The following is a 13,215-nucleotide window of genomic DNA, read 5'->3' on the forward strand; positions in this document are numbered from 1 at the left end:
ATAATCATGCAATTAAAAGGAAAAACGGTATTGATCACAGGTGGTGCATCAGGTATCGGGCTGGAAGCAGCAAAACAATTTTTAGCCAATGGCGCCAGCGTGATCATCACCGGCAGAAACCAGGAAAAATTAGATGAAGCAAAGAAGCTGTATCCGGCAATTACGACCATTAAAAGTGATGTATCAGATGCCGGTGATGCGCAAAAACTTTTCAACCATGTACAGCAACTGGGCGGTATAGATATTTTATATAATAACGCAGGGGTGTTAACTGACCCAATCAACCTTGGAACAGCAAACGATCAGCATTTTGAGGACGCGGCGTACGAAATGAACGTCAATTACCTGGGGGTGATCCGCCTTAACAACCTTTTCATTGATATGCTGAAATCAAGAAAAGAAAGCGCGATCATCAACACAACTTCCATACTCAGTTATGTTCCGTCATTACTGGAAGCCACTTACTCAGCTTCTAAAGTAGCATTGCGGTTTTATACAGAAGCATTGAGAAAGCACCTGCAAATTTTAAACAGTAATCTGAAGGTATTTGAACTTTTGCCCCCTGTGGTGGCTACAGAAATGACGACTGATAGAGACGGCAAAAAAATGACTACAGAAGGTTTGGTAAAAGCGCTTATCGCAGGTCTCAAGAAGGATCAGTTTACCATTCGTGTAGGAGATACAAAAGCATTGTACATCGTCAACCGGCTTTTTCCAAAAGTGGCTTTTAATCTGGTTAATCCGAAGAAAAGTTACAAAGCAATAGCCTCCTAAAACCATTATAACCATAGAAAAATGAAAGCATTCATTATAAACAAGTATAAAAGCAAGGATGGCGGGCGCATTGGGCAAATACCCGTTCCTGTACCACAACAGGATGAAGTATTGATAGAAGTACATGCCACTGCGATCAACCTGCTGGATTCCAAAATCAGGAACGGGGAGTTCAAACTCATTTTGCCTTATAAAACACCTTTTGTTTTGGGCCATGACGTGGCCGGTGTTGTAACCAAAGTTGGCCCCGGGGTGCGCCAATTTAAAGTTGGAGACGAGGTTTATTCAAGACCCGCAGACCACCGGATTGGAACGTTTGCGGAATTCATCACAATCAAGGAAGCTGATGTAGCGCTCAAACCGAAAAAACTGAGCATGGAGGAGGCGGCATCCATTCCCCTGGTGGGCCTAACCGCCTGGCAAGCGCTGATTGAAAGAGGAAACTTAAAGAAAGGCCAAAAAGTTTTCATCCAGGCTGGCTCTGGTGGTGTAGGCACATTTGCCATCCAGCTGGCCAAACACCTGGGGGCTACTGTAGCCACAACTACCAGCTTAGCCAACACGGAGTTGGTGAAAAGCCTCGGCGCAGATGTTGTTATCGACTACAAGAAATATGACTTTGAGAAAGTACTGCACGGTTACGACCTGGTTTTGAATAGCCAGGACGGGAAGACGCTTGAAAAGTCGCTACGCGTATTAAAACCCGGTGGAAAACTTATCTCGATCTCTGGCCCGCCTGATACTGATTTCGCGAATGAGATCGGAGCCCCTTGGTTCGTGAAATTAATAGTGCGTTTATTGAGCTTCGGAGTGAGAAAAAAAGCAAAACGGCTTAACGTGGGCTTTTCATTTCTATTTATGAAGGCCAATGGAACCCAGTTAAAGGAAATAACCGCTCTTATAAATGCCGGCACCATCATACCGGTTATAGACAAAGTTTTCCCATTCGAAGAGATCAAAGAAGCGATCACCTATGTTGAAAGCGGCCGCGCTAAAGGAAAAGTAGTGGTTAAAGTGAAGTAAATGGTTCAGGCTGCTGCTCTAAGCTGGGAAAGGCGTGCTGCGAGTGCCCCGCATGTTAAGCAATAATTAAGCAACACTCAGAGGACTCAAGCTATCCGTGTGTTTTTGTTCAACGCCGGCTTACGTAGATAGTATCAAAAGCTACCCCTCAATGCCAATTTTCCGGCACCGAATACATCGTCCATCAAAATTTCTTTTTGTTGATAATCTCCATAAATCCGTCCCTGAATTTCTCGCTAACGGGGATGCGTTTATCCCCTATGTAAATATGGTTCTCTTCAATTTTATTAAGCTGTTCGTAATTGATGATATAAGAGTTATGCACCCGGATAAAAGGAAGTGCCAGTTGTGCTTCTATATCTTTTAACCGGCGATAAATTAGCAGTTTTTCATCGCCTGTTACCAGGCTTACATAATCTTTTTCGCCTTCGAAATACAAAATATCTTTCAATATTATCTTCCGTATTACTTTGCCCGATTTAACAAAAAAACATTCCTGGCCGTGGTCGGTGTGTGGTGTTTGTCCCTGTTCCGGCTTCAGAAAATATTTTTCTATTTTTTGTACAGCCGCCAAAAAGCGTTTTAATGTGATAGGCTTTAGCAGGTAATCAATGGTTTGAAAACCGTAGCTTTCAAAAGCATATTCAGAATATGCCGTGGTAAAAATAATTTTAGTATGGGCGGGCAACAGGGCAGCCAGTTCCATCCCGGTTAACCGGGGCATGTTGATATCCAGGAAAATAAAATCGACCCGGTTGGTTTTTAAAAAGGATAAAGCCTCTAACGCGTCATAACATTTGGCTTTTAAGGTCCAGGTCGTACTTTGCCTGATCAGTAATTCCAACAGGTCAACAGCATCCGGCTCATCGTCAATAATTATGCAGTTTAAATTCATAAAAGCGGGATTTTTAAAAAGGCGGTATACAATTCTTTATCCTGGTCAATTTTCAGTTCAAACCTCGAACCGTAGAGCATCTTGAGCCTTTGGGTTAAATTAGCTATTCCAAAGCCATCGGTTTGCCTGATTGTCGGCGAGGCAATTTTATGATTGGTGGTCTTAAAAAGCAGGTAGCCATCCTTCTGTACCAGTGAAATGGTTACCAGGTTTTGCTTCCGCGACTTATCAATGCCATGTTTAAAAATGTTTTCAATGAAGGTCATGAGCAGCATTGGGGGAAGGCGGAGTTCCGGGTCGTATTCTTTTTCAAAGTCAATTGACGCGCCATGCCTGATCCGGATTTTTTCGAGCGCCATATAGTTTTCAATAAATGCTACTTCGGTGGCTAATGGCACGGCATCCTTGGGGCTTTCATCAACAAAATATCGCATGATGTCGGAAAGGCGTTCTATTAAACCGGCCGACAAAGGATCAACTTTATATACTTTGTAATAAATATTATTCAGGGTATTGAACAGAAAATGCGGCTGCACCTGCGATTTAAGTAGATTCAACTCGGCCTGGCTTTTTTGCAGCATAATTTCTTCGGTTTGCTGTTTTAACGTAAAATAGGCGATGGCGATACGGAAAACCAGGCTAAGCACATAAATCAATACCCCTCCAGGAACATAACCCAACAGCATCAATAGGTTTATAGAAGGGGTTTTTATTAATAGAAAATACTTGTAAAGCTCGATAGATGCATACCCACGCAAAACCCCGGCGAATACCAGGAAAACCACCACCAAAATAGCATACCAGGCAAACTTTTTCTTTTCATAAAACAAGGGGTACAGGACCAGGATATTACCATATATTATGATGGCATAGGAAGTGGTGTTCACAACGGTGTATATCGCAGATTTGACGAAGTTATCCATCGGTAACCACGAGAAAAAGATCAACAGCGCTACGGCTACCCAGGTAAGAACCTGAAGCTGAATTATGCTTAGTTTATACTTCCATATTTGCATCAGAAATTACTTTTCTTAAATAACAGGCAGGCCCTGTACAATGTATAACTTATTATCAACTATTATCAATCCCGGTTTGTAAACCGTTCATCATCAAAAGTACGAAGCATTTCCCCTCATTGTCCATTGTTTTAGATGGTTAGGTGATTATACTCTGCCAATCCCCCCAAAATCCCCACAAGTGCTCCAAAAGGCAGCTTGTCGAATAAACAGGCACCCCGGTTGGAAATAGGAGCAACAGTGTCGAAAAGATTATCAGAGGCAAAATGTAAAAGGCAGCTTTGATTAACAAAAAATCAAAGTCATGAAAAAAATTAAAAATGTGTTCCTGCTTTTAGCCGCTGTGATCTTATCTGCATCAGCTTATTCACAAACCCAAACTCCAAAGCCAAGAGTAAGTCTGCCCGATTCTGTAACCGGCAGGTTTGGTGATGCTACAATCGCTATTCATTATAGCCGCCCATCTGTAAAAGGAAGAATAATCTGGGGTGGGTTGGTACCCTATGATAAGGTTTGGCGTGCCGGTGCCAACGAGGCTACAACATTTGAAACAGACAAAGACCTTAAAATTGGCGATGAATTATTACCCGCAGGCAAATATGGATTTTTCCTGATGCCCAAAGAAAACACGCAGTGGGTTGCTGTTTTTAATAAAGTACCCAAACAATGGGGCGCCTTTAAGTATGACGAAACCCAGGATCAGCTTCGTGTAAATGTAACTACCGCGTCCTTAAATAACCCGCAGGAAGTTTTGATCTATAAAATTACGCCCAAAGGGTTTTCATTAGACTGGGATAAGCTTTCTGTTTTCATCCCCGTACAGTAAAATCATAACTCGCCAGGGAAATCGCTTTTAAAAAGGAGACACCTACGGAGTCAAAAAGACAGATGATTTTAAACCTATAAACACGATACTCCTAACGGAGTTTTAAACTGCATTATACAGACTCCAGCGGAGTCGCGTGTTTATAGTCCAAATTAGTTCTTAAAACAAGGCTCCGTAGGTGCCTCCTTTTGTGTTTGAAATTTAAAAGCGATTTCCCTAATAACTCACCCAACAATGAAATTATTTCAAATAAAATTAACAGCAATTATCCCGGTGCTTTTGAGTCTTACTGTTAACCTGTATGCTCAAAATACCGGTAAAATAACCGGAAGTTTAAAGGACGCCAAAACGCGCGAAGTTATTTCTTTTGCTACTGTAGCTTTAACGGATGAACGTACCAAGGCGAATGTTAAGGGTGCTCAAACAGATATCAACGGCAATTTTGTTTTGGATAATTTGCCGGCGGGCACCTTTACGCTAAGGCTAAGTTTTGTGGGTTATGATCCCGTTGTTAAAGAAGCCATTGTACTTGATCCGTCAACCGGGGGTTTAAATTTGGGCGAGGTGCCGATGATTGCTGCCAAAAGCAAAATGCTGAACGAGGTGGCAGTTACTGCCCGGAAAGCTACGCTGCAAAACACTGAGGGGAAAAAAGTATTTTCAGTAAACCAAAGCCTGGTGAGCCAGGGCGGTACCGCGGCCGACCTGTTACAAAATGTACCCACCCTGCAAATTGATATCAATGGAAATGTGAGCCTGCGCGGGTCAACCGGGGTAAAGGTATTGATTGATGGCAAGCCCTCGCTTATTGCTGGCGGCGATGTTACTCAAATTCTCCAATCTATCCCGGCCAGCTCTATTGAAAATGTGGAAGTGATTGCCAACCCATCTGCTAAGTACGATGCCGAAGGCCAGGGGATTATCAATATTGTGCTGAAAAAGAACAGTAAGGCCGGCTTTAATGGCGCGGTAACCCTGGCGGCCGGCACACGCGATAATTATAATGGCAGTGCAAATTTAAGCTACCAAAACAGCAAGGTAAACCTGTACGGAAATTACAGCTTGCGCGATGGCGATACCTACAGTAATGGCTTTCAATACCTTACTTTTTTACAGCCAACCGATGCTGCCGTTTTTTCAAATGAGCTATTTCCTTCTACCACCACAAACAAGATCCAGAATTTAAAAGCCGGTATTGATTATGCATTAGCACCCAAAAGTGTATTGAGCGTTTCCGGCAACCTCAACCTGCGCGATACCCACCGGGATGAGGTTTTATACATCGATAACCTCGACGCGAACCGCTTGCCGGTGCAATCAAGCCTTCAAAACAACACCACCAACAGCAACGGCAAAAGCTACGGGGTAGATGTTGATTATAGCCAGCATTTCAAAAAACCAAAAGAAGAACTCACCTTCAATTTTTCCTATTCGCACAGCAATTCCAGGAATCTCCAGGTTTATCAAAACCATTTAACCACCCCGGGGTCCGGTTCGCCTGCGCCAGATGCTGATCCGCAGGAGAGCGACATCCGCAACAACGGCACCAGTTATAATATACAAGCCGACTATACATTACCAACAGGCAAAACCGGGCAGTTTGCTGCCGGTTACCGCAGCCAGATTAGCCTGGGCAATAACAATCAGTATGCTTATACCCTTGGCAATACCGGTGCAGTGCCCATTTATTCTTTTACAAACCTTTTCGCGAGCAATAACCAGATCCATGCGGTATATGCGAGTTATAAAAACCAGGTTAACAACTTTACCTACGAGCTTGGTTTACGGGGAGAGGATGCGCATTTAAATGCTACTTTTACAGGGTATGAGCTTCCTAATTCAACCATTAACAATCCCACCTCTCAAAACATCTTGTTATACCACACGCCCATAAAAGTACCCAGTAAAGGATTGTACCCCAGTGTTTTTTTAACGCAGAAGCTTCAAAACAACCAGCAGTTACAATTGAGCTATACCAATAGGGTAACAAGACCTACTGCTCGGGAGCTTAACCCATCAACTGATTTTTCGGACCCTACAAATTATGAAACAGGTAACCCGCACCTGGTACCCGAAAGTATCAACTCATTAGAGCTGGGCTATAATAAAGCCTGGCAAAACATCACATTCACGTCCGGCCTTTATTACAGCAGGCTCAATAATGTAATTAAGCATATTGAAAGCGATCCGGTTGATGGGCTGATCATCACCATGGCTCAAAATTTAAAACACTCAACCACTACAGGGCTCGAACTGATTGGCCATTTTAATTTGATCAAAGCCTGGGACTTCACCGCCAATGCCAATATTTTTGAGCGGCAAAATGACGCGGCACCTCAATATGGCATCACGGCCAATAGCGGCCTCAGCTGGAATGCCAATATTACAAACAACATATCCCTTGCAAAAAGCCTGGCCATACAGGTTAGGGCAGATTACCGGGCAGCCGACCAGGTTATACAGGACAAAAACCGCCCCGCATTTGGATTAGACGCCGGCGCTAAATATGATTTCCCGGGTAATAAGGCATCCCTAAGCTTTAATAGCATTGATGTTTTCAATAGCCGTAAATGGGCCTTTTTAAGGAGCAGTAATACTTTGCTTTTGGATTTTGAAAGAAGAACGCTTGGTTCAAGAGCTACTTTAACCTTTACCTATCATTTTGGCAAAAGCGCGGGTGTACACAAACAACCTAAGAAAAAAGACGATAACGCAGACAAGCGAATTGATGATGCCTCTTAAATATCAAACATAACGATGGGTAAAACTCAACTACCTGCTCAATATGATAAAGTTTTTCCTTCAGTCGTTCTTTCGGTCAGTTAATAGTTAATAAAAACAGGCATTGAGAAGGTAATGCCTGTTTATTACAATTGGTATAAGCGGTTCAGCTTCCGTCTGTAACCTTTTTAGGATGAGACAAGGCAACCAGGCATTTTTTTGAATTTTCATTTTTGAATTTTGAATTAAAGCAGCGGCAATACTTAAGACTGATGGTTTAAATGAAACCCTGGTAAATCAATCACTTTTTATTCAACAGTTTTTTGTTTAGCACTTGTTCCATAACCATCTCGCGGTAGCCCCGGCTTATCGGAATACGATTACCTCCTATCATCAATTCAGCCGGTTCAATACTATCGATCTTGTTAACCGCGGCCATAAAGGATTTATGTACCCGGATAAAGCCAGCACCAGGCAGCTTTTCTTCCAGGCTTTTAAGCGAAAGCATGGTGATGTATTTACCTTTAGTGGAATAAATAGTTACATAATTTTGCATACCCTCTATGTATAGGATATCCTCAAAGAATACTTTTTCATATTTGTTGCCACACCTGATAAAAAAATAATCTTCCGCCTGTTTGGCAGGATCGCCCGTCAGCAGCTTATGATAGTCCCTCGCTTTGGTAGCTGCTTTAAAGAACCGTTCAAAAGTGATGGGCTTAAGCAAATAGTCTAATACATTCAACTGAAAACCTTCCAATGCATAGGAGGGGTAAGCGGTGGTGATTACCACCATGGGCGGTTTTTGCAGAATTTTCAGAAACTCAATACCGTTCATTTTAGGCATCTGGATATCCAAAAATATCAAGTCTATCTTCTGCTGATCGATCAGGTGCAATAATTCCAGCGGGTTTTCGCCAATACCGCCCAGGTTCAAAAAATCAACTTCACGCACGTAATTCCCAAGCCCTTCTCTCGCTAATGGCTCATCGTCGATGATTACACAGTTGATCATATTTATCCGGCTATTAATTGTGCAGATGGGGATACTTCCAATTGAACCAATTGCAATTTCAACGCTACAGTAAAGCTTTCGGGCTTTTGTTGTATATCCAGGTGGTAATCGCCAGGATAAATCAGGTCGAGCCGTCGCTGTACATTTTTTAAACCGATACCGCCGTAATTGATCACTTCGGGGCCATTGGGTCCGGCAGTATTGTTAGCTATGGTAAAATGAAGCTGCATCCCGCTTACGGCCAGCCCAATACTAATCCAATTGAGCTGGCCCTTTTCCTTGGATACATGCTTGAACGCATTTTCCACAAAGGTCATCAGGATAAATGGGGCAATGCCGGCATCTGCCCCGTAACCCCGTTCCAAATCCAGTTCCACTACCAGACTTTGGTTCTGGCGCAGCTTTTCCAGCTCAATAAAGTTCTGCAGGTAGGCAATCTCTTTGTCCAACGGGATCTGCTGGTCGTTGCATTCATAGAGCTGGTGACGCAGCAACTCAGAAAACTTGGCCAGCGATGCCGATGCCATATCGGGGTTTTTATGGATCAGAAAAAAAATAGAATTGATACTATTGAACAAGAAGTGCGGGTTGAACTGGTATTTCAGGAATTTCAGTTCGGTTTCCAGCTTTTCTTTTTCCAGGGCCTGCTGCCGTCTTTGCGTTTCAATCCAGTTTTTGGTGAGCTTAATACTCATGGCCAGCGTAATAGCGGCTATGGTAGATTTCAAAGGGTCTGACTTGGCCATGTGATAAAAGCTGTTCCAGTCACCCGCGAGGCCAAACATCTTGTTGGCGTTGCTGCCTGCCAGCCAGGCACTCAGGTAATACCCCGGCACGATCAGCGACGAAGAAGCGATGATGGCCAATGCCAGGAAAAGCAGATACCAGCCGTAGCGCCCTTTTTGCAGGTAACGGGGCACCAGGAAATACAAATTAAAATATACAGCGAATGCCGGAAAGATTACATAGAAGAAGCACTTGATAAAAAAAACGGAAAAAAATATTTCGTGAGCGGCCTCGTAGGCACTGTCAATCGTTAGCGCCCAAAGCAGGTAGTTATACAACATCCAGAAAGGGATGTGGTAAATCTTGTATTTGAAAAACCAATTCTGCGGCATAATCAATAAAATTAGGATTAATCCCATAAATATCCACAGCCAATTATATGAGTGACCGCATTTAATTGACCAAATGCAACCGGGTAAGGACAAACGGTAAATTCGCTTGTTATAATGGTCCAATCTCCCCCAATTGTACAGTTTCCTGCAGATTGTCAACCAGTTTCCGCACATCGTCAATAAGATTTTAGTACGCGGGTTATCCAGGCGTTTTTTGGGTATGAAAAGATTGTTGATGGCCCTTTGTGCATTATTATTGGGCACCGCCGTGCAAAGCCAGGTAAGCGGCAAGCTTGTTATCGCCGATAGCAGCCCGGTGGCCTATGCCACTATATCACTGTTAAAAAGGAGTAGTGATAGTACACTGGTTCGTTCGGCAGCGTCGGATGCAAAAGGTAGTTTTAGGCTTAGCGCTGTTTTGCCCGGAACCTACATCATTAAGGTGAGTTGTGTAGGCTATTCAAACTACGTTTCATCACTAACCATTCCCGGTTCGGCTTTTGACGCCGGAACGATCTTGCTCAAAACAGCTGGTAAACAATTAAGCGAAGTAGTGATCCGCGCTCATAAACCATTGGTTGAGCAGGGGGCTGGCGGGTTGGTGGTCAATGTGCAGAACAGCATCCTCACCAAAGGCAGTTCGGTTTTGGAGGTGCTATCGCGCTCACCCGGCGTCATCATCGATCAGCAGACCAGCGCCATTAGCCTGAATGGCAAAAGCGGGGTAATGGTTATGCTTGACGGTAAACTGCTGCGCCTGTCTGCCAACCAGGTGGCCACCATGCTAAACGGCATGACCGCCGATGATATCAACAAAATAGAACTGCTGGCCACGCCACCTGCCAAATATGATGCCGATGGCAATGCCGGGCTGATCAATATCGTTACCAAAAAAAATAAGCGGGCCGGAACCAGCGGTTCTGTAACAGCCTCTGCCGGTTACGGTAAGGGCGATAAATCATCTGCCGATATTGACCTGTATAACAATAGCAGTAAGGTAAGCCTGCACGCTTCCTATAGTTATAACCGCGACCACAGCTATGCTTTGCTGCTGGCACAAGGCATTTCTAACACGCCGATCATAGGCGGCTTAACTAATTTTCATTATAATGGACAAGGGAATACGGTATCCGTTTATCAGGGACTGGGGGCTGGGCTTGATTATCATCCGGGTGCAAAGACTGTCATTGGTGGCGCTGTTTATTACAGCATCAGCTCCAACCAAAACAATAGCCATAACTTTGGCAATTACGCGCTGGCCGATACCAACCTGGTGTTTGATTCGCAACTAGTGGGCAACAGCCATACCCACTATATACATCCCAGCCTTTACCTCGACCAAAGCATCAGCCCAGCTCAAAAATTAAACATCAACCTGGATTACTTTGACCATCATAGTAACGGGCCAACGCAAGTGCAAAGTAATTTTAGTGACAGCCTGTTTGCATCCCGCCAGCGCAACCTGGCCAATGCCAACATTAATGTATTTGTAGCTCAATTGGATTACAGCAATTCTTTTAACAAACGGCTGCAATTGGAAACCGGGTTAAAAAGTACCTACACCCCCAGCAAAAGCGCATCTGCCCTTGAAAACCTGGTGGGCGACCACTGGGTACCCGTTAGTGCAGGCACATCGAACAACCTGGCTACCCGCGAGCTGATTGCTGCAGGTTATGCGGTGCTGAACTGGAAACCCGATAGTTTGACCAGCCTGTCTGCAGGGGCCCGGTACGAATATTCACGCAATACAACCGACCACTCACTTAATGCGCAATACGCTATAGACCGCACACTGGGTAAATTATTTCCGGATGTTTTTTTTAGCCGTAAACTGAATGCGACAGATGAAGTACAATTATCTTATACCCAACGTATCAGCCGCCCTTCCTTTGCCGAGCTGGCATCTTACGTATCTTATAATTCTCCTACTTCTGTTTTTACGGGAAACCCCGCCCTTAAACCAACAATTACCCATAACCTTAAGTTAGCATATAACCGGCAGGATTATTTATTCTCCATCCTTTACAGCCACGATACTGATCCTATACTGGGTGTGCAGGGCGTGCCCGGCCCTACCAAGGGCCTGGTTTATCTGATGCCCGAAAATGCCGACTGGCAAAATAACCTGACCGCGCAGGCCACCATCCCGGTGAAGCCAACAGCCTGGTGGGAGATGAACTATAATTTTATAGGCGGCTGGCACCAGTACCGGATCAGCTACTTCCCCCAACTACTGGAGAAAAGTTATTTCAGCTATTCCCTGAATTTTACCGAAAGCTTTAAACTGCCGCGCAAATACGCCATTGAACTGTCGGGTTATTATAACTCCTCATCCTATAACAGCAACTCCCGCTCAAATGGGAATGCCATCGTCAACCTCGGCTTTAAAAAGGAACTTAACAACAACAAGGGCAGTTTTCAGTTAAGCATTGCCGATATTTTTGCCGGCAGCAGTTATCGCGGGCACAGTGGTATATTAGTCACAGATGCTTTTGATACCGATGTTCAGATCAGTTACCGGCCCGAATCTTACTTTCGCCCTATTATTAAACTATCCTATAGCCGTTCATTTGGTTCGACCAGTAAAAAAGCGACCCGCGATACAAATGGTACAAAAGCAGAACAGCAGCGGCTTTGAATAAATGACGATAATTAATATAACAAGTCACATGTAGTGTTTAAAAGATGGTGAATAATGATCGTTATTTGAATGTGCCTGTTTTATTGAGTATGATGTTTGAGCAAAAAAACAATCTGTATAGCTATTTCCAGACGGGCCAAATGGCCTAATGAAGGATTTTTAGATTCTTACAATGCTGGCGAGTGCCGGCAAAGGGGAATTAAACCTGACAGGCATATACCGTTGATATCCTCACCGCTCTACTTCTAAAATCTGTTTCCTAACTACAAATCGTTTCGTAAAATTTCTTTTGCTTCTTTTCTAAAAGGAAAAGAAGTTCTTGCAACACCGATTCGAGTGCTGTTAAATAGCAATAAAGCCGGGGAAGCTGGTCGTACTGTTTCAAAATAGTTAACAAGTGTTAAATATGAAAGATTGAAATAATATCTTAAAAAAATACCCGTCTGTGTTGTCAAGCAATCAATGCTACGGTACCCTGCAGGCCCGTCAAATTTAACTTTACACACATTATGAAAAAGATCCTATTTACGTTAGCCGTAGTATGCGGCACAGTATGGAGCAGTTTTGCTCAATCAGCATCAACCAGCACCACCACTACAACATCATCTTCTCCGGCAGATCATGCCCGGTTCAGTTTCGGGTTAGACGGAGGAGTTACTTTAAACCATGTCCGCGGAAACTCCACCGGCCTATGGGGAGCATCGGCCAAATATGAGTTGCCTATTGCCACCAACACCCTGTTTACCATATCAGCGGGGTATACGTATCTGCAATATTCCAGTTTCGAAAAAGAGTTTTTGAAGGCCGAAGACAATCATAGTTCGGGTGCCAGTTTCATACCTATTAAGGTGGGCATCAAGTATTACGTTAGCCATGGTTTTTTTGTGGAAGGCCAGGCTGGTGTGGCAATTGCAGCTAAAAGTCCCAACTATAAAACGTCATTTGCGTGGTCGCCTGGTGTAGGCTATACCTTTGGCAACGGAATAGAAGTTGGGGCGAGATTCGAAAACTGGTCAAACAGTGGGGCCCTTAACCAGGCAAGTATGCGTTTGGCATACCGTTTCTAATTATACGCTTTAACATTTAAACGGGAGGCTGTATCATAAATCATGATCAGCCTCTTTTTTATTACTAATGTTTTATTGCTGTAAATTCAAATATCTATTTATTGTTTAATTTGTTTTAA

10 protein-coding genes are annotated in these 13,215 nt (G+C 43.7%); 6 read left to right on the top strand and 4 right to left on the bottom strand.

Going from position 1 to position 13,215, the window contains the following annotated elements; all coding sequences use genetic code 11:
• Positions 1-6 precede the first annotated feature (6 nt).
• Positions 7-774: an SDR family oxidoreductase gene (locus FHS10_RS22090; protein ID WP_259095018.1), complete on the top strand. Its 768-nt coding sequence runs from the start codon at positions 7-9 to the stop codon at positions 772-774.
• Between the two features lie 21 nt (positions 775-795).
• Positions 796-1,797, top strand: a complete 1,002-nt coding sequence (locus FHS10_RS22095) for an NADP-dependent oxidoreductase (protein WP_259095020.1) — start codon at positions 796-798, stop codon at positions 1,795-1,797.
• A gap of 184 nt (positions 1,798-1,981) precedes the next feature.
• On the opposite strand, the gene FHS10_RS22100 is transcribed toward FHS10_RS22095, so the two are convergent.
• Complete coding sequence (locus FHS10_RS22100) at positions 1,982-2,692, bottom strand: LytR/AlgR family response regulator transcription factor (protein WP_259095023.1); 711 nt, start codon at positions 2,690-2,692, stop codon at positions 1,982-1,984.
• Positions 2,689-3,708 (bottom strand): sensor histidine kinase, encoded by a 1,020-nt coding sequence (locus FHS10_RS22105; protein ID WP_259095025.1) that lies wholly within the window; start codon positions 3,706-3,708, stop codon positions 2,689-2,691. Before FHS10_RS22105 ends, FHS10_RS22100 begins: the two co-directional genes overlap by 4 nt.
• Positions 3,709-4,012: 304 nt before the next feature.
• Between FHS10_RS22105 and FHS10_RS22110 the strand changes: the two genes are divergently transcribed.
• Together FHS10_RS22110 and FHS10_RS22115 are read left to right on the top strand one after the other, a co-directional pair.
• Positions 4,013-4,534: a DUF2911 domain-containing protein gene (locus FHS10_RS22110; protein WP_259095027.1), complete on the top strand. Its 522-nt coding sequence runs from the start codon at positions 4,013-4,015 to the stop codon at positions 4,532-4,534.
• A gap of 234 nt (positions 4,535-4,768) precedes the next feature.
• Positions 4,769-7,276, top strand: a complete 2,508-nt coding sequence (locus tag FHS10_RS22115) for a TonB-dependent receptor (protein ID WP_259095037.1) — start codon at positions 4,769-4,771, stop codon at positions 7,274-7,276.
• A gap of 280 nt (positions 7,277-7,556) precedes the next feature.
• Here the strand turns inward: FHS10_RS22115 and FHS10_RS22120 are convergent, their stop codons facing one another.
• Together FHS10_RS22120 and FHS10_RS22125 are read right to left on the bottom strand one after the other, a co-directional pair.
• Positions 7,557-8,270, bottom strand: coding sequence for a LytR/AlgR family response regulator transcription factor (locus tag FHS10_RS22120; RefSeq protein WP_259095040.1), 714 nt, complete (start codon positions 8,268-8,270; stop codon positions 7,557-7,559).
• 2 nt (positions 8,271-8,272) lie between these two features.
• Positions 8,273-9,388 carry a sensor histidine kinase gene (locus tag FHS10_RS22125; protein ID WP_259095042.1) on the bottom strand — a complete coding sequence of 372 codons (1,116 nt, stop codon included), beginning with the start codon at positions 9,386-9,388 and terminating at the stop codon, positions 8,273-8,275.
• Positions 9,389-9,608: 220 nt separating this feature from the next.
• Here FHS10_RS22125 and FHS10_RS22130 point away from each other — a divergent pair, with 220 nt between their 5' ends.
• Positions 9,609-12,026, top strand: coding sequence for a TonB-dependent receptor (locus FHS10_RS22130; RefSeq protein WP_259095046.1), 2,418 nt, complete (start codon positions 9,609-9,611; stop codon positions 12,024-12,026).
• 512 nt (positions 12,027-12,538) lie between these two features.
• Positions 12,539-13,096 carry an outer membrane beta-barrel protein gene (locus FHS10_RS22135; protein WP_259095049.1) on the top strand — a complete coding sequence of 186 codons (558 nt, stop codon included), beginning with the start codon at positions 12,539-12,541 and terminating at the stop codon, positions 13,094-13,096.
• The last annotated feature ends 119 nt before the right edge of the window (positions 13,097-13,215 follow it).

It is taken from the genome of Mucilaginibacter dorajii (genome assembly GCF_024808255.1).
GTDB classification, from domain to species: Bacteria; Bacteroidota; Bacteroidia; order Sphingobacteriales; family Sphingobacteriaceae; genus Mucilaginibacter; species Mucilaginibacter dorajii.

What these genes read in the sequence shown, in the direction of transcription:
- FHS10_RS22135 (WP_259095049.1), top strand. Translation starts at nt 12,539, where the DNA reads ATGAAAAAGATCCTATTTACGTTAGCCGTAGTATGCGGCACAGTATGG.
- FHS10_RS22130 (WP_259095046.1), top strand. Translation starts at nt 9,609, where the DNA reads ATGAAAAGATTGTTGATGGCCCTTTGTGCATTATTATTGGGCACCGCC.
- FHS10_RS22110 (WP_259095027.1), top strand. Translation starts at nt 4,013, where the DNA reads ATGAAAAAAATTAAAAATGTGTTCCTGCTTTTAGCCGCTGTGATCTTA.
- FHS10_RS22100 (WP_259095023.1), bottom strand. Translation starts at nt 2,692, where the DNA reads ATGAATTTAAACTGCATAATTATTGACGATGAGCCGGATGCTGTTGAC.
- FHS10_RS22115 (WP_259095037.1), top strand. Translation starts at nt 4,769, where the DNA reads ATGAAATTATTTCAAATAAAATTAACAGCAATTATCCCGGTGCTTTTG.
- FHS10_RS22120 (WP_259095040.1), bottom strand. Translation starts at nt 8,270, where the DNA reads ATGATCAACTGTGTAATCATCGACGATGAGCCATTAGCGAGAGAAGGG.
- FHS10_RS22105 (WP_259095025.1), bottom strand. Translation starts at nt 3,708, where the DNA reads ATGCAAATATGGAAGTATAAACTAAGCATAATTCAGCTTCAGGTTCTT.
- FHS10_RS22095 (WP_259095020.1), top strand. Translation starts at nt 796, where the DNA reads ATGAAAGCATTCATTATAAACAAGTATAAAAGCAAGGATGGCGGGCGC.
- FHS10_RS22125 (WP_259095042.1), bottom strand. Translation starts at nt 9,388, where the DNA reads ATGCCGCAGAATTGGTTTTTCAAATACAAGATTTACCACATCCCTTTC.
- FHS10_RS22090 (WP_259095018.1), top strand. Translation starts at nt 7, where the DNA reads ATGCAATTAAAAGGAAAAACGGTATTGATCACAGGTGGTGCATCAGGT.